The sequence below is a fragment of the Bacillus sp. FSL L8-0099 genome (genome assembly GCF_038006385.1).
GTDB classification, from domain to species: domain Bacteria; phylum Bacillota; class Bacilli; order Bacillales; family Bacillaceae_G; genus Bacillus_A; species Bacillus_A toyonensis.
This window is the reverse complement of sequence record NZ_JBBOVC010000001.1, coordinates 5,151,905-5,176,192: the sequence shown is the minus strand read 5'-3', so window position 1 is coordinate 5,176,192 and position 24,288 is coordinate 5,151,905. Positions and strand designations below refer to the sequence as shown.

Annotated in this window: 24 protein-coding genes; 18 read left to right on the top strand and 6 right to left on the bottom strand. The window is 36.8% G+C overall.

Annotated elements, in window-relative coordinates; genetic code table 11:
- Positions 1–61: 61 nt before the first annotated feature.
- From MHH42_RS26505 to MHH42_RS26430, 16 genes are all read left to right on the top strand, one after another.
- Positions 62–892 (top strand): SGNH/GDSL hydrolase family protein, encoded by an 831-nt coding sequence (locus MHH42_RS26505; RefSeq protein WP_016107275.1) that lies wholly within the window; start codon positions 62–64, stop codon positions 890–892.
- Between the two features lie 270 nt (positions 893–1,162).
- A complete protein-coding gene (locus tag MHH42_RS26500; RefSeq protein ID WP_016107274.1) occupies positions 1,163–1,885 on the top strand; it encodes a LicD family protein in 723 nt (240 codons plus the stop codon).
- A 178-nt stretch (positions 1,886–2,063) separates the two neighbouring features.
- Positions 2,064–3,944: a phosphocholine cytidylyltransferase/choline kinase family protein gene (locus MHH42_RS26495; RefSeq protein ID WP_070173962.1), complete on the top strand. Its 1,881-nt coding sequence runs from the start codon at positions 2,064–2,066 to the stop codon at positions 3,942–3,944.
- On the top strand, positions 3,925–4,899 hold the full coding sequence (locus MHH42_RS26490; RefSeq protein ID WP_001080586.1) for a DMT family transporter: 975 nt from the start codon (positions 3,925–3,927) through the stop codon (positions 4,897–4,899). Before MHH42_RS26495 ends, MHH42_RS26490 begins: the two co-directional genes overlap by 20 nt.
- Entirely contained in the window at positions 4,896–5,594 is a 699-nt protein-coding gene (locus tag MHH42_RS26485; protein WP_016107272.1) for a sugar phosphate nucleotidyltransferase, read from the top strand. The genes MHH42_RS26490 and MHH42_RS26485 overlap by 4 nt, the downstream gene beginning before the upstream one ends.
- Before the next feature lie 120 nt (positions 5,595–5,714).
- Entirely contained in the window at positions 5,715–6,707 is a 993-nt protein-coding gene (galE, locus tag MHH42_RS26480; RefSeq protein ID WP_016107271.1) for a UDP-glucose 4-epimerase GalE, read from the top strand.
- Between the two features lie 121 nt (positions 6,708–6,828).
- Entirely contained in the window at positions 6,829–7,500 is a 672-nt protein-coding gene (locus MHH42_RS26475; protein WP_016107270.1) for a response regulator transcription factor, read from the top strand.
- A gap of 11 nt (positions 7,501–7,511) precedes the next feature.
- Entirely contained in the window at positions 7,512–8,942 is a 1,431-nt protein-coding gene (locus MHH42_RS26470; protein ID WP_033668195.1) for a sensor histidine kinase, read from the top strand.
- Positions 8,943–9,008: 66 nt separating this feature from the next.
- Positions 9,009–9,791, top strand: coding sequence for a DUF3919 family protein (locus MHH42_RS26465; RefSeq protein WP_000826601.1), 783 nt, complete (start codon positions 9,009–9,011; stop codon positions 9,789–9,791).
- Entirely contained in the window at positions 9,788–10,822 is a 1,035-nt protein-coding gene (locus MHH42_RS26460; RefSeq protein ID WP_001225622.1) for an ABC transporter substrate-binding protein, read from the top strand. The genes MHH42_RS26465 and MHH42_RS26460 overlap by 4 nt, the downstream gene beginning before the upstream one ends.
- 19 nt (positions 10,823–10,841) lie before the next feature.
- The gene (locus tag MHH42_RS26455; RefSeq protein WP_000477572.1) at positions 10,842–12,176 is read left to right on the top strand and encodes an MFS transporter; all 1,335 of its coding nucleotides are present in this window, start codon (positions 10,842–10,844) and stop codon (positions 12,174–12,176) included.
- A gap of 239 nt (positions 12,177–12,415) precedes the next feature.
- Positions 12,416–13,609, top strand: a complete 1,194-nt coding sequence (locus tag MHH42_RS26450; RefSeq protein WP_000937338.1) for an efflux RND transporter periplasmic adaptor subunit — start codon at positions 12,416–12,418, stop codon at positions 13,607–13,609.
- The gene (locus MHH42_RS26445; protein WP_000631624.1) at positions 13,606–14,286 is read left to right on the top strand and encodes an ABC transporter ATP-binding protein; all 681 of its coding nucleotides are present in this window, start codon (positions 13,606–13,608) and stop codon (positions 14,284–14,286) included. Before MHH42_RS26450 ends, MHH42_RS26445 begins: the two co-directional genes overlap by 4 nt.
- Complete coding sequence (locus MHH42_RS26440; protein WP_000054399.1) at positions 14,283–15,482, top strand: ABC transporter permease; 1,200 nt, start codon at positions 14,283–14,285, stop codon at positions 15,480–15,482. Before MHH42_RS26445 ends, MHH42_RS26440 begins: the two co-directional genes overlap by 4 nt.
- A gap of 115 nt (positions 15,483–15,597) precedes the next feature.
- A complete protein-coding gene (locus MHH42_RS26435) occupies positions 15,598–16,296 on the top strand; it encodes a Yip1 family protein (RefSeq protein WP_016107266.1) in 699 nt (232 codons plus the stop codon).
- Positions 16,297–16,512: 216 nt separating this feature from the next.
- Positions 16,513–16,983: a sigma-70 family RNA polymerase sigma factor gene (locus MHH42_RS26430; RefSeq protein WP_000801309.1), complete on the top strand. Its 471-nt coding sequence runs from the start codon at positions 16,513–16,515 to the stop codon at positions 16,981–16,983.
- Between the two features lie 81 nt (positions 16,984–17,064).
- Here the strand turns inward: MHH42_RS26430 and MHH42_RS26425 are convergent, their stop codons facing one another.
- On the bottom strand, positions 17,065–17,544 hold the full coding sequence (locus tag MHH42_RS26425) for a competence protein ComK (protein WP_001058458.1): 480 nt from the start codon (positions 17,542–17,544) through the stop codon (positions 17,065–17,067).
- A 190-nt stretch (positions 17,545–17,734) separates the two neighbouring features.
- Here MHH42_RS26425 and MHH42_RS26420 point away from each other — a divergent pair, with 190 nt between their 5' ends.
- Positions 17,735–18,133: a DUF4359 domain-containing protein gene (locus MHH42_RS26420; protein ID WP_000731398.1), complete on the top strand. Its 399-nt coding sequence runs from the start codon at positions 17,735–17,737 to the stop codon at positions 18,131–18,133.
- A 162-nt stretch (positions 18,134–18,295) separates the two neighbouring features.
- Here MHH42_RS26420 and MHH42_RS26415 read toward each other — a convergent pair whose 3' ends face one another.
- Together MHH42_RS26415 and MHH42_RS26410 are read right to left on the bottom strand one after the other, a co-directional pair.
- Positions 18,296–18,511, bottom strand: a complete 216-nt coding sequence (locus MHH42_RS26415; RefSeq protein WP_340894588.1) for a DUF2922 domain-containing protein — start codon at positions 18,509–18,511, stop codon at positions 18,296–18,298.
- A gap of 21 nt (positions 18,512–18,532) precedes the next feature.
- Positions 18,533–18,757, bottom strand: coding sequence for a DUF1659 domain-containing protein (locus MHH42_RS26410; protein WP_000257697.1), 225 nt, complete (start codon positions 18,755–18,757; stop codon positions 18,533–18,535).
- A 110-nt stretch (positions 18,758–18,867) separates the two neighbouring features.
- Between MHH42_RS26410 and MHH42_RS26405 the strand changes: the two genes are divergently transcribed.
- Complete coding sequence (locus MHH42_RS26405) at positions 18,868–19,353, top strand: VanZ family protein (RefSeq protein ID WP_001080715.1); 486 nt, start codon at positions 18,868–18,870, stop codon at positions 19,351–19,353.
- Between the two features lie 27 nt (positions 19,354–19,380).
- Here MHH42_RS26405 and MHH42_RS26400 read toward each other — a convergent pair whose 3' ends face one another.
- The 3 genes from MHH42_RS26400 to MHH42_RS26390 all read right to left on the bottom strand — a co-directional run bounded on the left by MHH42_RS26400 (position 19,381) and on the right by MHH42_RS26390 (position 24,263).
- Positions 19,381–22,137, bottom strand: a complete 2,757-nt coding sequence (locus MHH42_RS26400; RefSeq protein ID WP_070173958.1) for a DEAD/DEAH box helicase — start codon at positions 22,135–22,137, stop codon at positions 19,381–19,383.
- Entirely contained in the window at positions 22,121–23,740 is a 1,620-nt protein-coding gene (locus MHH42_RS26395; protein WP_070173957.1) for an SWIM zinc finger family protein, read from the bottom strand. The genes MHH42_RS26400 and MHH42_RS26395 overlap by 17 nt, the downstream gene beginning before the upstream one ends.
- Positions 23,741–23,960: 220 nt before the next feature.
- Complete coding sequence (locus MHH42_RS26390; RefSeq protein WP_001102519.1) at positions 23,961–24,263, bottom strand: DUF3910 family protein; 303 nt, start codon at positions 24,261–24,263, stop codon at positions 23,961–23,963.
- Positions 24,264–24,288: the final 25 nt, after the last annotated feature.

Genomic DNA, 24,288 nt, shown 5'->3' with positions numbered 1-24,288 from the left:
TATTTTTGCATGGATTTATATTAATATTATATGTTGTGAGATTAATAGATGAGGTGAATCGATGAATAAGAAAGCGGTACTTGTTCTTGTTGTTTTTGTATTGTTTGTTGCTTCGATTGTGAGCGGTAAATTGTACTGGAATAAGAAAGTTGCAAATGCAACGGGACAGACGAGTGAAGTAACGAAGACAAAGGCTGAAGTGAAGGATAGCGGAGCGAAGAAAGAAGAGAAAAAAGCAGAGAAAAAGCAAGATGCGAAGTCATCTTTTAATGAAGCATATGCGAAGAATTTACCAGATGAAGTGAAAGAGAAGTTGAAGAAAGCTGCTAAAGAGAAAAAGGCAGTAAATCTTGTTATTGTTGGTGATGAAGCTTCTTCATCTGAAAAAGATGCTTGGGCAGCTAAGTTAACAGCTAATTTAGAAACTGCTTACGGTAAAGGTTTATGGAATGTGACAGTAAAGGAATATAAGGGTGAAAGTACAGACGAGTTAATCGCGAATAAGCGTGATAAAGAGATTGCGAAAGACAAGCCAGATGTGATTTTATTTGAGCCACCATTTATTACTGATAACGGTAAAACTGGTAATGGGAACTCTGTTGCGAGTACACAGAAGTTTGTTCAAGCACTTTCTACTAGTGCAAAAGGTGCTACAATTATGATTCAACCATCAAACCCAGTGTATGGTGCGAAGAATTATCCGAAAGCAATTGAGGCATTAAAGCAATTTGCGACGCAAAATGGTTATACATATGTTGATCACTGGGGAGCATGGCCTGATGCAGCAACAAAGGCTATTTTACCGTACTTACAAGAAGAGTTTGGTTTCCCAAGTGCTAAAGGACATGAAGTTTGGGCACAATATGTAACGGATTATTTCGTGGCTAAGTAATGAAAGATACACAAAAGGTATACGAGAAATCGTATGCCTTTTATTTATGTAAGTACGGGGTTACTGTCTAAGCGTAAGGGTTATTTGTTATAGCATAAGTAATTTGTTTTCATTTATACAACACGACCAATCCAAAAATCTGACTTTCCCTTTGAAAAATGTGGTGTCAAATAGTATGATGGTGTAGGAAACGGAGAAAATAACGGAGATATGTGAGTGATTTTATTCCGTTATATTACTTTAAATAGATGTTATTGCGAGGATTTTTATATGGGATTTAAACAAGAAATTAGAAAATTTATTGAAGGAAATAAGCTAGTTCGTACATTGTTAAAAAAGCCTTTAGAATATCGTGCGAATAAGCAATTGCAATTAGTACGAAACAATATTAAACAATATGGAGTAGAGTGTTTACTATTAGTGCAAGAAGCTTTTAAAGAGCATGATCAAGAATTTTGGTTAGATTATGGCACGTTACTTGGAGCTGTGCGAGAAAAAGATTTCATAAGCCATGATTTAGATATGGATATTGGTACTTTTAATATAAGTGAAGAGAAGAAAAGAGCACTAGAGAAAACGTTAAATGATAAAGGTGTTAAGACGTTTAGGGAGTTCACAGTTGATGGTCATGTTGTAGAGCAAACTTTCACTTATAAAGGAACTCATATCGATCTGTTCTATTATTTTTCGGAAGATCCTAATAAAGTATGGTGTTACTTCTTTGAAGGAACTGATGAGATGTCGACGCAGGAAAGAGGAACTGAAAAGATCCTTACAGGATGGAAAACGAAAACAGCAAGTTCTACATTGTTAGGAACGAAATTAATGCCATTCAAGGGCGAAGAATTCCCTGTTCCTTCAAATGTTGAAGAGTACCTTACTGAAAACTATGGTCCTAATTATATGATTAAGGATGAGAATTGGGATTTTGCAAATTCTGCTAGTAATATTAAAGTTGTGTCAGCCAATAACGTTGAGGCTATTTATAAATAAAAAGAAGTGCCCCTGTGCAAAATAAGCAGGGGCACTTCTTTTTATTTTAGATGATAGGAGAAATGTAAAAATGTATTTACTGAAATTTTACAACAAATTTACATTCCACCTTATTAGTGATAATATTAATGTTGCGTTCAAATTTTGAATGTATTATCGATGTTATGGGGGACCACATATGCAACATGTGCTTGATATATTAGAAATTATTAATAAAGAACCACATTTAAGTCAGAAGAAAATTGCAGAACGTAGTGGGATATCTACCGGAAAAGTGAATTATATTATAAATGATTTGACGAAAAAAAATTATGTTGTTAGTGAAAAAAATGGAAAACATATAAGCTATTATGTGAAAGAACAGGGTCTTAAATTTTTGCAGAGCGAGTTAGCTACACTGCAGCAAAAAAAGATTCGTATTCATCAGCGAGAGTATAAAAAAGTGAAGCAAGCAGTTATTCTTGCGGCAGGAAATCGTAAGGAATTAGGTAAACCATCTGGGTTATTATCCATTGGTGATAAAATACTTTTAAATCGAAATTTAGAGATATTACACAATAACGGGATTGAAAAAGTTGTTATTGTTTCTGGATATAAAAAAGAAAAATTTGCTTCTTGGAATAAAGAGCAAGGAGTATACTTTGTAGAAAATCCGAAATATAAATGGACAGGCTCTATGGCTTCACTTTCAAGTGTTCAAAGTTTAATTACAGATGATTTTCTATTAATTGAAGATGATATTTTAATAGAAGAAGATGCGATTTCTCAATTGCTACAATATCCGGAACGGGACTGTGTATTGATTACGAATGAAAGTGGTTCTGGTGATGAGGCATTTGTAGAGATTCAAAACGGGAACTTGTATAAAATCTCGAAAGATGTTCATCAATTAAATCGTATTGATGGCGAGATGATTGGAATTTCAAAACTTTCTTATGATGTTTTTCTTAATATGTTGGAGTTGTTTAATCATAATCAAAATCCGTATGTGAATTATGAATATTTACTTCTTGATGTTGCAAGAACATATGATATTGGGCATATCAAATTACAAAATATTGTATGGGCAGAAATTGATACAAAACAGCAATATGAAGTTGTGAGGAATAAAATTTACCCTCGTTTATTGAGAAAAGAAGCAGAGTTTAAAGAAAAACAAATTAAAGGCCACGTTATGGAGGCTTTAAATATTCCAGAAGATGCTATTACAAATATTCAACCATTTGGTGGTATGACAAATACGAATTTCAAGGTAAGTGTTGGGGATTCAGAATATGTACTTCGTATTCCAGGAAGCGGTACGGAAGAAATGATTAGTCGTCATGATGAAATGGTGAATTCTAATTTGGCAAGTGAGCTAGGAATTGACGCTGAGCTTCTATACTTTAATGAAGAAACAGGTGTTAAGTTAGCAGAGCTTATTTCAAATGCAGAAACATTGAATCCGAAAACGGCGCGACGTAGTGATAACATGCAGTTAACGGCAGCTATTTTGAAGGAATTACATGAATCAAGTGCAGCGATGAGTAATACGTTTAATGTATTTGAGAAAATTGAGCATTATGAAGGTTTATTAAGTAAATCAAATGGTTCAAACTTTGCTGATTATAAAAAGGTAAAGAAGCAAGTTATGCGATTAAAAGCAATGTATGAGAAAATGGATGTTCAGTTAACACCTTGCCATAATGATACTGTTGCTGAAAACTTTGTGAAAAACGGAGAAAACAAGATGTATTTAATCGACTGGGAGTATGGCGGCTTGAATGATCCGATGTGGGATATTGCAGCACATAGTTTAGAGTGTGAATTCTCAGCTGAAGATGAAGAGTTATTTTTAGATTACTATTTTAATGGAAAAGTAGAAGAAATGCATCGACAAAGAATCTTATTAAATAAAATTTTCCAAGACTTTTTATGGAGTATTTGGACAAAGATTAAAGAAGCAGCGGGTAGTGATTTCGGAACATATGGAATGGATCGTTATACGCGGGCAAAAGAAAATTTACAGTTATTTTTAGAGTACTATGGAGGATACCAGTATGAATCGAAAGCAAAGTAGAGGGATTTTTTATGGTGTGTTCTCCGGATTTGCTTGGGCTATAGATACGGTTTTAATTGGGATTATATTATCCTCGACAGTTATGTTGGAAACGGAGCAAGTTATATTCCTTGCGCCGCTTGTTAGCACATTTTTACATGATTTTATGTCGACATTGTGGATGATGGTCTATATGGGACTTAAAGGTCAATTACGAACAGCACTTTCTAAATTAAAAACAAGAAGTGGTCGTTTCGTAATGTTAGGCGCTTTAATGGGCGGACCTTTAGGGATGACTTTTTATGTATTAGCCGTAAAGTATATAGGGGCTTCGTATACGGCAGCAATTTCAGCCATATATCCAGCCGTTGGAGCATTTTTTGCATTTATGTTTTTAAAAGAACGTTTACGCTCTTGGAATTGGTTAGGACTTGTAATAAGCATTAGTAGTATTATTATTCTTGGCTTTACCGGTGATGGATTTGCAACACAAAACTATATGTTAGGTTTTATTTTTGTTTTGATTTGTATTATAGGTTGGGGATTAGAATGTGTTATTTGTGCCTATGGTATGAAGGATGGGGAAGTTTCACCAGAAGAGGCGTTGCAAATTCGCCAACTTGTTTCGTCTGTAACATATGGACTAATCATTTTACCGACATTAGGCGGGCATTTTTTAACGAAAGAAGTTATGGTAAGTAGTGAATTTATCTTAATTATATTTGTGGCGTTAATTGGGACAGCTTCGTACATTTTTTACTATAAAGCAATCCATGAACTGGGCCCAACGAAAGCTATGGGGCTGAATATTACATATTCAGCTTGGGCGATTTGGATTTCTATATTAGTAATGGGAACACCATTTTCTTGGAAATTAATTATTTGTTGTTTATTCATTATTGTAGGGGCTGTTTTAACAGTCGCGGATGCAAATGAATTTATTAAGAGAAAGAAATATAGAGGAGAGGTAGCATGAGAGCGATTTTATTAGCAGCTGGTATGGGGACACGCTTGCGCCCATTAACATTAACGAAACCAAAGTCATTAGTAGAGGTAAACGGGAAACCGATGCTAGAACGACAAATTGAATATTTACAAGAGATTGGTATAGATGAAATTATTGTTGTTACTGGATATTTATCGGAAAAATTCAATTATCTTGTTGATAAATATGAAAATATACGTCTTGTATATAACGATAAATATAATATGTACAACAATATTTATACGATGTATGTAGTGCGTGAATATTTGGCAGATGCGTATGTGGTAGATGCTGATGTGTATTTACATCGTAATATATTTATTGAAAAACCAGAGTCATCTTTATACTTTAGTGCAAGGAAAGAAGACTTCCGCAATGAATGGATTATTAAGCACGATGGGAGCAAGAAAGTGTACGATATTGAAATTGGTGACGGTCATGATGATTACATTTTATGTGGCCTTTCCTATTGGTGTAAGGACGATGCGGATTATATCGTAAAAGAGTTAGAAAAAGCAGTGGAACAAGAAGACTTTAGTGAGCTGTATTGGGATAATATTGTGAAAGATAATATTGGTCATCTGAATGTTCATTTATATGAAATTGATAGCAATGCCAGCTTTGAAATAGATTCTGTCGAGGATTTAGAGAAGGTTGAAGAGAAGCTTGTCACTTTAAGAAGTTAGTTGTCGTTACGGTTCACATTATATTATTTTAAATGAATGTTTATGGTAAAATATAGGTAAGCATAAAATGTATGAGAGAAACTATATATTTGTTGTATTGAGTATAGTAGGAGGAATAACATGAGTTCAATTTTGGTTTGTGGCGGAGCTGGCTACATCGGTTCACACGCTGTGAAAAAATTAGTAGATGAAGGTTTATCTGTAGTAGTAGTGGATAACTTACAAACAGGTCATGAAGATGCCATTACAGAAGGCGCAAAGTTTTATAACGGAGACCTTCGTGATAAAAGTTTCTTAAGAGACGTCTTTACAAAAGAAAATATTGACGCGGTTATGCATTTCGCGGCTGATTCTTTAGTTGGTGTTAGTATGGAGAAACCTCTTCAATATTATAACAACAACGTGTATGGCGCACTTTGCTTATTAGAAGTAATGGACGAGTTTAAAGTAGATAAGTTCATTTTCTCATCTACTGCGGCAACTTACGGCGAAGTAGATGTGGATCTTATTACTGAGGAAACTGTAACAAATCCAACGAATACGTATGGCGAGACAAAATTAGCAATTGAAAAAATGCTTCATTGGTATAGCCAAGCGTCTAACTTAAAATATAAGGTCTTCAGATACTTTAACGTGGCTGGTGCAACTCCAAATGGTATTATTGGGGAAGATCATCGTCCAGAGACGCATTTAATTCCTCTTGTATTGCAAGTAGCGTTAGGTCAACGTGAGAAAATTATGATGTTTGGTGAAGATTATAATACACCAGATGGTACTTGTATTCGTGATTATATTCATGTTGAAGATTTAGTAGCAGCTCATTTCTTAGGACTTAAAGACCTACAAAACGGCGGAGAAAGTGATTTCTATAACTTAGGAAACGGTAATGGTTTCAGTGTAAAAGAAATCGTTGATGCAGTTCGTGAAGTTACAAATCATGAAATTCCTGCTGAGGTAGCACCGCGTCGTGCGGGAGATCCAGCACGTTTAGTTGCTTCTTCTCAGAAGGCGAAAGAGAAGTTAGGATGGGATCCTAAGTATGTAAATGTGAAAACAATCATTGAGCATGCTTGGAATTGGCATCAAAAACAACCGAATGGATATGCTAAGTAAATATAATAAGTGAAAGAGAGGGTATTGTCGTTCAACATATGTTCGACAATATCCTCTCTTTTTTTGTATGATTTTTGCTATACTAAACTGTACTATAATACAGGATGGAAGGAGGATAAGGATGAAAATACTTGTAGTTGATGATGAATCGAGTATTCGTAATTTGATTCGAATGCAGTTAGAGATGGAAGGATATGAAGTATTAGTAGCGGCTGATGGTAGAGAAGCGCTAGAGAAGTGGAAGGAAGGGCCGGATGTATTGATTTTGGATGTTATGCTTCCGGATACAGATGGGTATGAGTTACTTCGCTTGTTCCGTGAGAAGGATAGGGATATTCCAGTACTCATGTTAACTGCAAAGAGTCAGATGAATGATAAATTGCTCGGCTTGCAGCTCGGTGCGGATGATTATGTAACGAAGCCTTTCAATTATGCGGAGCTCATTCTTCGTGTGAAGAATATGAGTCGGCGTGTGAAGAAGGAGGGGGTCACTACAAGCCACGAAGTAATTCGAGCTGGAGAGTTAATAATTTGTCCTAAGGAAAGAAAATTACATGTTAGTGGACAAGAGATTCAGTTAACGTACCGAGAATTTAATTTATGTCAGCTGTTTGTTTCAAATCCACAGCGTGTATTTATGAGAGATGAGTTACTCGAGAAAGTGTGGGGCTTTGAGTATATCGGAAATACGAGAGCGGTTGATATTATGGTGCAAAGATTACGTAAGAAGCTTGGTACGAGCGGAGAATATATTAAAACAATTTATGGCGTTGGCTATAAGCTGGATTGTTAAGTGGTGATAATATGTCGTTAAAACGGAATATGGTATTTGGAATAGTTGGATTGTTGATTCCAATTCTTTTTCTTTTGTATACGGTTGTTTATATTTCACTAGAGAAGAATATGTATCATAATGCAGCTGATTCTCTTGAGAAGTTAAGTGTAGAGGCACAAATTTATACGATGAATTATTTAGAGAAAGAAGCAGAAATCGAGACGTTAGGTCCGAATTCGCTTTTAATTGCTTCGTACTTAGCGAAGCGGATGGATGTCCGTGTACAGATGATAGGAAAGAATGGAGATGTTGTTGCAGATACACAAAAAGGAGCGTTACTTCATCGGAATATTGATATTGAGAGTTCTTTGAAGGGTAAGAAAGCTTATGTTTTTGCGGAAGGAGAGCCAGCACCCATTCTTTTGTTTTCAAGCCCGGTTTATTATGGAAACGATGTCATTGGGAGCATTCGTTTTATAGATGAGTTAACGGGTGAGAAGGAAGTTTTAACAAATGTGAGCTGGACTTTTTTAATGACATCTCTTTGTTTAGTGGCTGCAGGTATTTTCTTTGCGGTTCGTTTAGCTAGGTCTCTTCATAGGCCAATTGATCAGTTGAGACAAATGGCAAAGCGGCTTGCGAATGGCGATTATGAAAGTAAGATTGAGCTAAATGAGTATGTGGAAATTGCACAGCTTTCAGCATCCTTTAATGCGATGGCTGATGGAATTGAACTGCATATTAAGCAATTGAAGGAAGAAAAAGAGAAACAGAAAGATTTCTTGGACCGTATTACGCATGAGTTGAAGACACCACTTACGGCAATTATCGGTTATGTTGATTTAATTCCGAAGTTACACTCGAAGGAAGATGTGCAAGAGAGTCTCCGGTATGTAGCTGTAGAAAGTGAGCGTCTATTATCACTTGTAGAGGAATTACTTAAGTCTTCAAAGTACGGGACGAGTACGTTTGAAGTGTCACCTACAGTTGTGAATATAAAAGAATTAGCAGAAGAAGCAGTTTCAATTGTGAAACCTCGTCTGCAGCAATTTGAGATTGAAGTGATAAATGAGTTAACGGATGTACATGTCGTTGCGGATTTTGATAAGACGAAGCAAATCTTTTTAAATGTACTTGATAATGCGATTAAGTATAGTGATGCTACGCACATTCGCATGAATGTAATTGTAAGTGAGCGTGAGGCGAAGGTTTTTGTTCATGATGATGGTATCGGTATAGATGAGGATGTACTTGCCGAGTGGAATGGGTCTCCAGGAGGGAAAATGCTTCCTTCTAGTTATGGGAACGGCTATGGTTTGTATATTTGTCAGGAGATTATGAATAAGCAAGGCGGAAGTATGCGAATTGAGAGCAGTGAAGAGGTTGGTACTACGATATTTATTACATTTTTGCTTCCAAGACGAATGGAAGACATAAAAAACTTGAAAGCGGTTAAATGATACATTTATGAAACAATTATGCGGTATTTTCGAAACAACGTTTTTTTATCTTGGAGGTAGGCAGAAATGAAAAGGCTATCATTTCAAATTCTTATGTTTGTCTTTTGTATCATTGTTTCTCTTGTTTTGTTTTATGTTGTGGAGAAACAAACATATAATCGAATCACAATTGTGAATGACAAACAAGCCGTTTTACAAAGAGTGAACGAATCTCTTCCAATTGAAGTGAAAGTAAGACATGAAAAGTGGGGAGAAATTGTTGTAACGGATGAAGTTCGTTTACATACAATTGTTTCATTCTTTGACCGAATTCGAATAGAACCGAGAGAGGCAGAGAGCCAAGAACAAGTATTTACTGGAGAAGTAACGTACTTGAATGGACATAAGCGTACTTTTGCAGTAGGTGACTTGTTCCAGTATGAGGCGAACGTATACGGGAAGAAGGGCACTGATCCGATGATCTCGGCATTTCAAACGTATTTGTTAAGCCTGTATTACACGCCAGAGCGTATTAGTGATTTCTTTGCTTCAGCAAAGGATGTCATAGTACGTCAAGGGAATGTAGTACGTACTATCAATCTTACGCACATGCTTGATTCTATTCGGTACGCAAAACAAATTACAGATTACGGAGAAATTCAGAAATTATTACAATCACAGAATGAACCGATTGCTTATATTACAGCTTATAAATCAGGTAAGCATGTAAAGAATGAGCGTGAAGATATTCTTACGATTTCTGTGTATCCATCGTACTTTGTTGTGCAATACCTCGGTGATAATAACGGGAATGTCATGTATATGAAAGGCTCTCTAGCAGAGTTATTCGTAAAGGAGAATGCGTCATGAGAAAGATAGCCTTTTTCTTCTTTTTGCTAGTAATTGGAGGAGCGATGTCTAGTTGCTCTCGAGATACAACCTCTATTAAATATAATAAAAGTGGTCTTCCTATTTTGGATGATCGTCATCTTGTTGCATATGTAGCGGCCCGTGAGGAAGTTGGTGAGGCATTGCTTTCATCATTTTGTAAACCGCGTGGATGTACGTATGAATTTATTCGTCTTTCGACAGAAGAACTTCTTCGAAGAGTGGAAGAAGAATCTGGAAATCCGAAAGCGGATATTATTATTGGCGGTACAGTAGATGCACATCAAATGATGAAGCAAAAAGATCTGTCTATTCCTGTGACGAGCCAGCATGCGAATCGTATTTCAAAAACTGTTAAAGATAAAGATGGTTATTGGTACGGTTACGAAGTAGAGAAATTGGCAATCGCAATTAATAAAGAGCGGTGGAACGAAGAAATAGCACCGCTTGGCCTACCGTATCCATCCAGGTGGCAAGATTTATTAAACTCTGCGTACACAGGAAAGATTGTTATGCCAGATCCAAATGTTTCGGGTACTGCATATACGTTTTTTCAATCACTTATTGATACTTTAGGTGAAGAGGAAGCGAAGGCGTATGTGAAGCATCTTGCAGGACAGGTTGGAGAAGTAACGGTGAATGGTTACATACCAGCAGAACTTGTGGCAAGTGGTGAATATATGATAGGCATCAATTTTATGGGAGATCAGAGAATGCTTCAAAAACGAGGCTTTCCTATTTTAAGTAACGAACCTGAGCAAACAGGTTTGTCTGTCAATGCGATTTCGAAACTAAAACGTGCACCGAGTGGTATTATTGCGGATTTATTTATTGATTATTGTTTATCAGAAGAAGCGGGTCACATTTTAGAAAAAGTTTCGTTTGGCGTACCAACGATGTTTGCGAAGAATGAGAAAGAAATAGAAGGGCAGCCGGTTAGAAGGACGAACCAAAATATATCAAATAGTGGAATAATCGAGATATGGAATAGACAGCGTCTCTCTCAAAAGTGAGAAAAGGAGACGAGAGTATATGTTTAAATGGCTTAAGCCAGCACCTGCAATTGAGAGATTACCAGCGGATATGATCGCGAAAGTATATACGTTACTACGTATTCGTGTGCTAATCGGAATCTCTGTTGGATATGCTGCTTATTATTTAGTGCGCAGTAATTTTACGTTATCAAGTACGTATTTAGTACAAGAATATGGTTTTAGTACGGCTGAAATTGGACTACTAGGTTCAGTAATGGCGATTGTTTATGGATTTAGTAAGTTCTTTATGGGGAATTTATCAGATAAAGCTTTTGCCCAGCGCTTTATTGCAGTCGGATTATTCTTATCAGGGCTTGTAAATATTTGTTTCGGGTTTGCATCTTCATTTGGAATGATTGTTACATTACTTGTCCTGAACGGTATTGTACAAGGTATGGGAGCACCACCTTGTAGTATCGTTATGACGAAATGGTTCTCAAAGAAAGAACGTGGTACGAAAACAGGTATTTGGAATATTTCACATAACGTTGGCGGAATGCTTGTGCCACCACTTGTTGGAATTGGTGTAGGTATTTTCGGTGAAAGTCATTGGCAAGGCGGCGTGTTTATTTTCCCAGCGATTATCGCAATGGTAATTTCAGTTCTTGTTTGGATCAATGCGAAGGATACACCAGAGTCTGAAGGTCTTCCTCCAATTGATGAGTATCGTAATGACTATGAAAATCTTGAAAAAGCAGATAATGCTAACAAGATGTCACCAAAAGAAATTTTAATGAAATATGTAGTAAAAAATAAATTTGTATGGTTCTTATGTATTGCGAATGCATTTGTTTATTTAATTCGTTTCGGTGTTATTAACTGGGTTCCACTTTATTTAACGACAGTTAAAGGTTTTTCAAAAAATGAAGCACATGCAGCATACGCAATCTTTGAAGGTATGGCAATTCCAAGTTCGTTAATCGTTGGTCTTTTAAGTGATAAATTATTTAAAGGGAAACGTATGCCATTGTGTATTATTAGTATGGTTGGAGTTGTTATTGGTACGTTTGTATATTGGCAAGCAACTAGCGTACTTGTTGTAAGTATTGCAGTTTCTATTATCGGATGTTTAATTTACGTACCACAGTTCTTAATCGGTTTAAGTGCGATGGAATTAGTACCGAAATTTGCGGTAGGTACGACAGTTGGTATGTGTGGTCTGTTCGGTTATGTGGGCGGAAGTCTTGTAGCAAACGCAGCAATTGGTGTTATTGTTGATCGTTCTGGCTGGGATGGTTGCTTTATCTTACTATTAACAGGTGCAATTTTATCAACAGTCTTCTTGTTCATCGTTCAACGTGGACATGAGAGAAAAGATCCTAAAGCGGCGTAATATTTTGTTTGAAAAGCTATTCAATTTTTATATTGGATAGCTTTTTCTATATAATATAATATTTCCTTAAATCTATCTTAAAAGACAAGATGTCATATTTCTAATCATTGGAATTTTTGTTACAATATAAATGGATGTGTAAAACTTTGTAAAAATAATGTAATAATATGTAATGTATTTTCAGAAAGTTTTATACAATTTTTTATATTAAACTATTAAGTTATAAAGGGAGAGAGAATATGTTACCAAATACGGTTCGTACTCCAAATAAGAAGAAAAAATGGATTATTATCGGAGTTATTGCACTAATTGTTATTGTGGCAGCAGTTAATATTTTTATTATGCAAGGTAAGAAGAAGGGCGCATCAACAACGGCTGATGCTGTAAGCTTTGAGAAAGTGACAGAGCGTAAGCTGAATAATACGAAGTTAGTTTCTGGTCAGGTGAAGCCTGGGAATATTGAAAGTTTCTATGCGGATCCGGCCAAAGGAAAAGTGAAAGATATTGAGGTAAAAGAGGGACAAGAGGTAGAGAAAGGTACGAAGTTATTCTCTTATGATAATGAAGAGATTAATCTTCAAATGAAGCAAGCTGAGCTTGATCAGAAGATGGCAGATATGCGTTATGATCAAGGGAAAAAGAAGATTGATTCGCTCAAGAAAGAAATTAAGAAGGTGAAAGATAGCGGAGCTGGGAAAGAAGTAACAGATCCGATGGAAGAGCAAGTAAGTGAGTTAGAAATAGCGCAAAAAACAACTGACCTTGAGAAAGAGAAAGGGAAGTTACAGAAAGAAGAGTTAAATAAAAAGCAGAAAGAGCTTACGATTTATAGTAATTTTGCTGGTGTTGTTCAAAAGTTAGATAAAGATGCGGCGCAAAGTTCATCTCAAGCGTTAGGTGGACAAGGGAAGGCATTTTTACAAGTTGCTTCTAAAGACCCGTTCCAAGTTCAAGGGACTTTAACAGAGCTTCAGAAGTCACAAATCCAAAAGGATCAAACATTCACTGTAACTGCGAAAGCAAATAATAAGAAGAAGTGGACAGGTAAGATTACAGAGGTAAGTGAATTCCCAACGAGTGCAGAGATGGGTCAAGCTGGTGGTGTAGGTGAGGCAACTCAAAATATGTCCCAATATACATATAAAGCAAGTCTTGATAGCCAAGACGGTTTATCTCCAGGTTACCATGTTTCATTACAAGTAAACTTAGAGAATAAGACGATGATTGCTGTTCCAAGTAAGAGCATTGTAGAAAAAGACGATGATGCATTTGTTTATATCGAAGAAAAAGGAAAGCTTCGTAAACAAAATGTGAAAAAAGGTGCTACTGATGGAGATTGGACAGAGATTACTGAAGGCGTAACAGTGGGGCAAAAGGTGGTTAAAAATCCTTCCGACAACGTGTATGACGGAATGGAAGTGAAAGAGAAATGATTACGCTAAATAATATTGCTAAGACGTATTATCAAGGAAAGCTTGCGGTACCGATTTTGCATGGTATTAGTTTAACGATTCAGAGTGGTGAGTTTGTTTCGATTATGGGACCTTCTGGTTCCGGTAAGTCAACGCTTATGAACATTATTGGTTGTTTAGATCGTCCAACAGAAGGCGAATATATGCTGAATGATGTGAATATCTTAACAGCAGACGAGTCAAAGCTCGCTTTAATTCGTAATGAATATATCGGCTTTGTATTCCAGCATTTTAATTTACTGCCGCGTCTCTCTGCGGTGGAAAATGTTGAACTTCCGCTCGTATACGGTGGCGTGAAGAAAGCAGAACGTCGTAAGCGTGCCTTAGAGGCGTTAGGTAAAGTTGGATTAGCTGACCGCGTACATCATTTACCGAATGAATTATCAGGTGGACAGAAGCAACGTGTAGCGATTGCAAGAGCGATTGCGAATAACCCAACGTTCATTATGGCCGATGAGCCGACTGGTGCGCTAGATACGAAGTCTGGTGAGCAAGTTATGGATATTTTTACGAAGCTTAATGCAGAAGGTACGACAATTGTTATGGTTACGCATGAAGAGGAAGTAGCGGCTTATTCGTCTCGCCGCATTGTACTGCGAGACGGGAAAGTTACAGAAGATAGAAGGTGTGCAGTATGAGTTTACTAGATAGTATGAAAATTGCCTTATCGTCTATTTTAGCTCATAAACTACGCTCGGCTTTGACGATGCTTGGGATTATTATCGGTGTAGGCTCTATTATTACCGTCGTTGCGATTGGGCAAGGCGGGGAAGCGGCATTGAAATCTCAATTTGTTGGATCAGGTAATCAAACGGTTCCGATTCATTATAGTGCTGATATGAATGATCCTTTTGGTATGGGGATGGTAGAAGCACCGAAAATAACTGAAGAAGATATTTTTGAAATTAAAAAAATTCCAGAAATCTCACATGTTGTAACAACAAATTCAAGTATGGAACCACTTGATATTGAAGATAAAGTAGAAATGGTGAGTATTACTGGATTAGACAGTGAGTATTTTTCAGTAAATAAAGTAAAGTTGTTAAAGGGACGTTCTTTACAAGAATCAGATGTGGATCAAGGTAATAACGTTGTCATGATTAGTAAACAAATGGAGGAAAAGGTATTTAAGGATGCCAATCCAGTCGGTAAAATTATTGAAATGAAGGGTCAACCGATGCAAATTATCGGTGTCTACAAATCAGATAACGAGTTTATGGGAATGGGACCATCAGAAGCATTAATTCCAATTTCATTATGGCCGACATTGTATGGAAAAGATGAAATTCAAAATATTTCTGTTCAAGCAAAAAATGTAGATAACTTAGAAAAAGCAGGTAAAAAAGCTGCAGATGTCTTAAACAGTCGTAAACCGAGTGATGCAACTGGTAAATACGAAGTTATGAATTTAAAAGAACTTCAAGAAGGTATTTCAAAGATGACCGGTATTATGACGATGATCATCGGCGGTATCGCTGGTATTTCACTAGTCGTTGGTGGTATTGGTGTTATGAACATTATGCTCGTATCTGTAACAGAACGTACGCGCGAAATTGGAGTACGTAAAGCACTTGGAGCGACGCGTAGTAAAATTTTATTACAGTTTTTAATTGAAGCAGTTATGTTAACGCTTCTAGGTGGTTTAATCGGGATTGGTCTTGGGTATGGCGGGGCATATATCGTTTCCACATTTGCGAAGTGGCCACCGCTCGTTTCATGGGAAGTTGTCGTTGGAGGAGTGCTATTCTCTATGACACTTGGTATTGTTTTTGGATTAATTCCAGCAAACAAAGCTGCGAAATTAGATCCAATTGAAGCATTACGTTATGAGTAATTAATAGTGTAGTAGAACTACACATTACCGTTCTAGTGGGCGGTTCGTAGCCTCTTACAATGAGGAAGTGAACCGCCCGTTAGAACGGGTTATATAAATAGAAGGAGGCGTTATAATGGAAGCGAATTTGAATACGCAAAAGGTTGAAGGAGAGAAGCCATCATTATTTGGAATGATTACTTCTCCTGGCTTACAGTTTGAGAGAATGAAGGCGAGCGAGAAAGTTTGGGGTATGTTCTTTTTAGTTGCGTTGTTACAAGGGCTTGTAGGTGGTTTGACAACATATGTTGTGAACACGTCACCTGAAATGATTAAAATGCAGAAAGAATTAGGCGAACTTGCTGGTAAGAGTTCAATAACATCAGAAGTTATTTCTGGAATTGGATCTGGTTTTGTTGGGGCGATGATTGGAGCATTATTTGTCGCAGCTATTTATAAAGTATTTATGATGTTCTTTGGAAATGATACGTCTTATAAGAAGTTATTAACGATTGTTGTATATGCTAATATTATTCTTATTATTGGTGGACTTATTAATGGTATTATAGCCCTAATTTTAGATGGTGGAGCAACCCAGTATACAAGTTTAGGACCATTATTTGACCAAGGTTCACTTGCATATGGAATAGGTAATACAATTGAATTGTTCTATTTATGGAATTTAGTTTTAATTTGGTTGGGATTACAAGTTACAGCTGGATTAAGTAAAGTGAAAGCAGCTATTCCAATTATTGTTTTATTCATTATTAAAGCGGCATTCTTAGCTGCATTTGTTGTGTTAATGGCAAAAATATTACCAAATATTCCTGTATAATATGATCTGACAAAAAAGGTGGCTCTCTAGAGTCACCTTTTTTATTTTTACCCTTACTTCAAATACCACCAACAAAATTTCAAATACTGCCTAGTGTAATTTCAAATTCCTTCGGTAGTATTTGAAATTACTCACAGTGAAGTCTCTTCTTTATTTTTATATTGTAAAGGTACCGCGGAATAACAAAGGGGTATACCTTTTAGAAATAGGTACTATGTGAAGCCAGCGACTTTTACAGAGACGGTTGTTTTGTATGAGGGAATGATTGTAAATCAAATAAAAAAGTTAAGTATTTATCAAGATCATGAAGAGTATTATCAATGTGGTTTAATTGGTCTTTGGTATGCGTATGAAAGATATGAGGAGGGGAAAGGAAGTTTTCCTGCTTATGCGGTGATAACGGTACGTGGTTATATATTGGAAAGACTAAAGAAAGAATGTGTAATGCAGGAGAGGTATGTGTGCGTCGGAGAGTACGATGAACAATTTGAGTCTGAAGAAACGGGAATGAGAGCACAGGATTTTATGAGTGTGTTAAATAAGAGAGAGAGACACATTATTTCGGAACGATTTTTTGTAGGGAAAAAGATGGGTGAGATAGCCTGTGAAATGGGAATGACATATTATCAAGTGAGGTGGATATACCGGCAGGCACTTGAGAAAATGCGAGATAGTGTAAAGGGATAAAGAGAATAAGTAGAATGGAAGATAAGAGAAAGATCACCTTCCATTCTATTTGTTTTAAGATAGTAAATGTGGCATGAGGTTTTATGAGTGTAGTGAATCTTGCATGTTCATTTGGGATAAAACATATCCAGCTTTCCATAATTGCTGACTTAACTTATGGGAACTAATTTGTATCGTTACGGTAAATCCGTTTGAGAAATGAATTTTAGCTTTCTTCGTTTTTTTGAAAAACTCTATTGTATGGATATGCTTGTAGAACAACCAAATACAGTTTGGAGAAGCAGGAGATTCTGTTGGAAAAGCGCAAATATATTCCTTATGATTAATTGGAATCGGAACGTTTTGTTTGAATTTAAAGTTTGCTTGGACTGCATTACGTCTGCCCTGATAAGTAGAATAAACATCTGTTAGACAAGATTTCTGTATGAGCTGGAGAGCGGTTTGGCGGGAGTAAAGGTGCTTCCCGCTACTGTCGATAATTTTTGTACGGTAAGAGGGGTGCTTACATGGCTCTAACATCATTGTAGAACTAGAAATAAAAATATCATTTTCATTGTTCATTAGTATAATGCCTCCCTTGTAATTTTTATTCTGAATATAATTATATATAAATTTTGTAAAGTCACTATTAATATTCTGTTTTATATTGTAAATTTTAGTTATTCGTTTACAATCAACAGATGATAGTCTTTCTAATTTGCATCGCTTGTACATATATATGAAAATAGAAAAGAATAGGCGGTGATATAGCATGAAGAAAAAGTATATTATTATAGTTCTAGCTGTTGTTCTCCTAGTTTATTTAGCAAATAGCAATCCGAGTAAAGGAGAATATACGGATTGGGCAGCGAAGCAGTTTATGAAACGTAATGATGTGAGTAAGAAGCTAGATGAGGTTCAAAAAGAAAATGAAGAGGGTCTTCTTGGCGATTTAGCATCGGCAGGTAAGAAGTTGGCGAAAAAGTATGTTGAGCCACAAGTTGGATTATTAATCGACCATTATACAAAGCGAAATGATTATATTTTCTTCTCAACATATACGACCGATTTCGATTTAGGTGGAGAAAATTATAAATATGTATGCGTCGGTTTTTCAAAGATTTTTATTCCGATTGAAATGCCGAAGAAAAAAGACGAATCTGCAAAATAATGCAGATTTGTCTTTTTCGTTTATCCCGCTGTTTGTGGGCAGTCAGACTCCTACCTCAAAATTCGGCTGGAGAAAAGAAGGTTTACTGCCCGTAAATGCCTAATGGGTGAAGGTTTATAATCAGTAGGGATGAACAAAATCCCCACTGATTAAAGTTTTACTTTATAGAGTAATTGGAACTTCGGATACATTTTTTTCTACGAGACGAGCTCCTTTTTTTCGGGTATTTTCATCAATTGATGAAAATATAGATGACGCAAGAATGGTATCCATTACTTGATTTACGACTTTTGCATCGACGGGTGTGATGGGCTTATCGATAGAAAAAACAACTGTTTTTCCATCTTCTTTCGTGAAAATCAATTCGAGTACTTGCATGCTTTATTCCCTCCTTATTATTTATACGTTAGCAAGATCTGAAGTACTTACAAGTTGTACAGCGTGAAGTGATGATTCTTGTAAGGAAGCAAGGGCACGGGCTACGTTGTGTACTTGCTCTAAGTTTGCATTTGTTTTAACGCGTTTAAATTGTTTGTTCTTCAAAGTTGTTTTTCCATTCTTATCTAATCCATTGTTTAATACAAGACGTAGAGTTAAATCCATTACGATTGTTTCAACTGCCATGTTTATCACCCCCTTTCACTTTATAAATAGGGGGAAAATGTCATGTTTTGGCGTGAAATTTTTTCTTTTTTTTGGTACTCTTAAAAGACTAAGAGAGGGGTTTCGGAAGAATGAATCGTAAATGGTTATTTTGGATTCCTGTATTACTATGGATGGGGCTTATCTTCTATTCCTCAGCGCAACCATATAAAAAACAGGATATGCGCTCGGATATTGAACAATATGTAAATGTTGAGTTTGTGAAAGAGCATTTTTCATGGGTATCTATCGATTATGGTGGAGGTACACCTGTTAGTATTGCAAATAAAGGTGTGGGTGGATTTATTGAATTTTTCCTTCGTAAAGGTGCTCATTTTATGGTATTCTTCATGCTCGGTTCTTTGACGTATTACGCTTTTCATCGATCGGGTTGTTCGAGAAAAAGATGCTTTATATATGCCCTTCTTTTCGTTGCAGGGTATGCAACATTGGATGAAATCCATCAATGGTTTACGGGAGACCGTACACCGATGTGGCAAGATACATTGCTTGATACGTGCGGCGGATTGACAGGAATTATAATAAGTAATTGGTTTTGGAATAGAAAAAGGAGCTAATCTCATTTCGAGATTTGCTCCTTTTGTTTATACACCAAGTAATTCTTTTAATTCGTCTGTTGATAGTTCAGTCATCCAACTATCACTTGTAATGACCGCATTGTTTAGTGATTGTTTTCGTTCTAACATTTCATCAATTTTCTCTTCTAATGTTCCTGTTGTAATAAGTTTGTGAACATGAACGAATCGTTTTTGACCAATACGATATGCCCGGTCCGTTGCTTGATTTTCTACAGCTGGATTCCACCAACGATCGTAGTGAATGACATGATTAGCGGCAGTTAAGTTTAAGCCTGTTCCGCCTGCTTTTAAGGATAAGATGAAAATGTCATACGTTCCGTTTTGGAACTGTTCGATCATCTTATCACGCTCTTTCTTCGGTACACTGCCGTTTAAGAAGAGGACGCGCTGACCAAATGTTTCCTCTAATATGCTCTTTAGCATGTTTCCCATGCTGATGTATTGGGTAAAGATTAAACAGCTCTCATTCTGATCTTTAATATTTTCGATTAGTTCCATTACCGTTTTTGTTTTCATAGAACGTTCAACGATATCTTTCGGCTCTGTTTCTTTTAAATAAAGAGCAGGGTGATTGCAAATTTGTTTTAGTTTATTCAACATTAGTAATATGAACCCGCGACGTTCAATCCCGCTTAGCCCTTCAACATTTTGTAATGTATCTTGAACAAGTTGCTCGTATAAGGAAGCCTGTTCACCAGTTAGTGGACAGTAAGCTTTCTGTTCCTGTTTATCTGGTAAGTTTAATGCGACTGTTTGATCTTTCTTCGTTCGACGCAGTAAAAATGGTGAGATAAAGCGTTGGACTTGTTGGATTTTTCTTTCATCACGGTCTTTTTCAATCGGTGTGACGAAGCGGCGCTGGAATTGTCCTAAACTGCCAAGATATCCATGATTAATAAAGTCGAAAATGGACCAAAGCTCGGCAAGTCGGTTTTCCATCGGTGTACCAGTTAAAGCAATTTTATGATTTGCCTGCAAGTTGCGTACTGCTTTCGACTGTTTCGTATGTGGGTTCTTAATATTTTGTGCTTCATCCAAAATAACAGCGTCCCAGCATAACGAAGTAAGTTCTTCCTCGTCAAGTTGAGCTAACGCATAAGACGTTAATACAACATCTGCTGATTGAAGAAAATCTTTAAATGAATCTCCCTTATCGCGGTTACTTCCATAATGTAATTGAACGCGTAAATTTGGTGCGAAACGCTCAAATTCTTTTTGCCAATTTCCAAGAACGGATGTCGGCGCCACGATTAATGCAGGACCTGTTTTGAGCTTGTTTTCTTTTACATATAGTAAGTAAGAGATGGTTTGAATACTTTTCCCAAGTCCCATATCGTCCGCTAATAATGCCCCAAATCCAAGTTTTCGTAAATATAATAACCATTCAATGCCGTGTTGCTGATACGGACGAAGTGTTGCGTTTAGTGAAGTAGGGACATCTACTTTTGGAATATCTCCAATATGGAGCAGCTTTTGGAATAGCTCTTCATAATATCCGTCTAGTTCGATTTCAATATCAGTAAACGGACTATCTTCTTCTACAATTTCTGTTTCAGCAGTGTTTGATAAATGTTGCTGGAGGACATCTTTCATTTCTAGTCCGTATTTATCGGCACGGTTCATTAGTTTTCTTACTTCTTCAATAAAGGCTGGATCCAGTCGCATCCATTGACCATTTATATTGAATAATCGTTTGTTTTGTTCAATGAGTTCGAAAAATTCGCTTTCCGATAAATCAATTCCGTTCGTTGAAATGCGCCAATCAAAATTAACGAGCGTATTCATGCCGAAGAAAGATTGTGTTTGTGCTGTGCTTTGCTTCAGCTGTACACGCAGCTTCGGTTTTGCTGCTTTTAAATTTTGCCACCATGATGGTAATAAAATTGTAATACCGGCTGCAAGTAACTCGTCACTTGCTTCTGTTAAGAAATTCCATGCTTCCGTTTCAAACAGTTCTTTTCTGAACGTATCCTCTTCTTTTAGCCACGGTACGAGCTTACTAAAGCCTTCTTGCGTTTCCGTAATACGCTCTTCGTAATCGTGCCATCTTTTCGGTAAGGAATCGATGTTTTCATATACATATATGCGATGTGCCCCGCGCTTTGGTGCCACAATCGTTTCAAGCTTCCACATTTCAAATTCCTCTTGTGGTTCTTGCAGTCTTAGTCCAATTGTAAAGGGAAGGTCATCTTCAATGTAACCGATTTTTCGAAGCCAATCTTCTTCATGTAGCGCTGTTTCCAGCTGTCTTTTCGTAAAGTCGTAATGTTCGTATAGTCTCTTTGCATCTTCCCATCCGTCATTTGATCGGTTATCTTGCAATATACTTTCATTTACCGAGGTTGAGAAAAGCGTTGCTAATGTGTCATCTTCGATTGGTGTATTTTGAACTTTCCAAGATGGTTGTTTGGGCCAACGTTCCATATCGGGTACGAAGCTACCGCTTAGGAAGGCATCCCATAATTCATTTGCATCTTTCGTAAGTGCTGTAATAGGATCATTCATTTGAATATGTGCAAAGGAGTTCATCGGTTTGTTTGCGATGTATTCAAATGCTTGTGCGTTTGTTAGCATAACACCTTGTTTCCCTTCAAAGGTGGCTTCTTTTAGAAACGTGCCATAGAAGGAAGTGGCGTGCCATGTAAATGCATTTCGTTTCCAACTTGTTACGGATAATGGAGTACCGCTGTCATCTTCACCCCAAAGGAACCAACCTTGACTAACATGCTGGAGCCTAATTGTTACTTCAGTTTGATTGATCATCGATTAATTTTCCTTTCCGTAATTCCTCTTGTAGTGCACGAAGGCGTGAATGTAGATTGGCGATATGAATAATGAAAGCATCCCATTCATCGGTGCGTTTTAAACGTTTATATAATGTACGTAATTTCTTTAAGTAGCGAACTGCACGTCTATATGATTTACGGTTTCGTTCTTCAATGGCTTCTACAGCAGCAAGATGATAAAGAGGAAGTGCCGCTTCTGGCGCTTCTTTTTCAATATCTTTCAATGGTTCTTTCAATAGTTCAATTGCTTCAAATCCATATAAGAGATGAAGTTCGGACCATGTACGATACTGCTTCTTCGCGAGTACGTATTGTTCGTAGTTTGTGAAACTATACGGTAATAGTTCTTGTAAAATCATTTCGAATCCAGCTTGTTCATTTGTATGCGTTGCATATGTTTCGTACATGATTACAAATAACCGAACGATATCTTTTATGAAGATTGTATCTTCGTGCTCATGTATGGTTTTCTTTACTTGTTTATACGTAAACGAAAGCCAGTTTTTTCCGCGATCCCACTGCATGGCGCTTAATAGCTCTTCTAACCAATAGAAATAAAGACTTACAACAGAAGCAGGCTGTTTTTTTAGTAAGTCCATTGCTAGTAGGTCTTCATCATTTAAAAAGAATAGATGAGAAGATGCTAATGCTTTGGAAAGTGGATTTATTTTCATGTCAATTCGTTTTTCTTCTTCTTGCAGTTGATCTTTATTGTTTAACAGTTCACTCCATATGTGACGATAAATAAAAAATCTCTCTTGTGTATAGGCATCAGTAGAGAAGAATACTTCGTGAACGAGACGAGCAGTTTCTTGTAAAATTGATTCAGACTCTGAAGGAATCGCTTCTGATTGTAGGTCCCGAACGATGGATTCCACTTTATCCACAAATAGGCGAACGACGTTAACAGGTTGGTGATAAGAATACGTTTTATTTACTTCGAATGCCTGAATTTCTTCTAATAATTTTTGAAAGCAATAAAGTGCCGCGTGTAGTCTGAACAATTCATGTATCGCAATGATACGCGGAGCTTTCCGCTCGAGTTTCGTATAGAAGTCTGTAAAAATACTCATAAGAAAATACATTTGTTTATAAGTAAGCCGAGCTTGTTCTTTTTTAAATGATTCATATTCGTTGTCAAAATATGATTGCCAACTTTTATAATCCGTTTCTTCAAAAGCTGATGATTGCAATACTTGTCTTGCAGTTCGAATAGGAGGAAGAGAAGGTTTCGTATTATTTTTAAATAAAGTTAATACATCTCCTACTTGCCCGAAACTAGACGCTGCAGATAGTAACACAGCGAGCATATGCTCACATTGCGTTGGTGCGAAGCAATCGCAATAGCTTTCAGCGACGTTACGAATCGGGATATGAACGCTATATACGCTGCCTTCAGCATCTACAGTTCCTGATAGCGTGTAACCATCAAAGTCAACGTTGTAGACAACACCACTACGATATAGGTGCCGAGCTGTAGCGACATGTTCCTGATCAGCTGTTTGCTGTGGATCTAGTCCTTGAACGAACTCATTCGCAATCATCATAATTTCATCTTTCGTAATTGAGTGTTGCAGCATAATATTCCTCCGTACACATATTTCTTTCCTTTACCATTATAAACAAAAAATGCTCAAAACAGAAAAAATGAAATTTAGATTATCATATCGTAACTGTGAATGGGAAGATGCTGTATCATTCTCTTGGTACAAAGAATACGTTGAAACCAGGGGAAGTATCTGGTCCGACTCGTTAACGTAAGAAAGACTATCTCTTGTAATTGAGATAGTCTTTTTGCTGTCAGAAGCGTGTCTGCTTTAATGTCGCTTGTACATACGGATCATTTACTATTTGTTCGACTAGCGGTAGCATTGCTTGTTCGAATGGAATATCGATAGGAAATGGCTTTTGTGAGCCTGGTTTTATCCCGTATTGTACAATTTTGTAATGTATATTTCCTTCATGGCCGAGCACAATTAATTTATAGCGATTGTCATCGCCGGCGAGTGAAAAATCAATGGAAGTAGCATCATATGTTACTTCGTCTTTATATATATAAGGTTTTGGTGTACCAATCCAGTCTACTTTTGCTTGTACATTCATGATAATAGCCTCCTCATAGCTATTA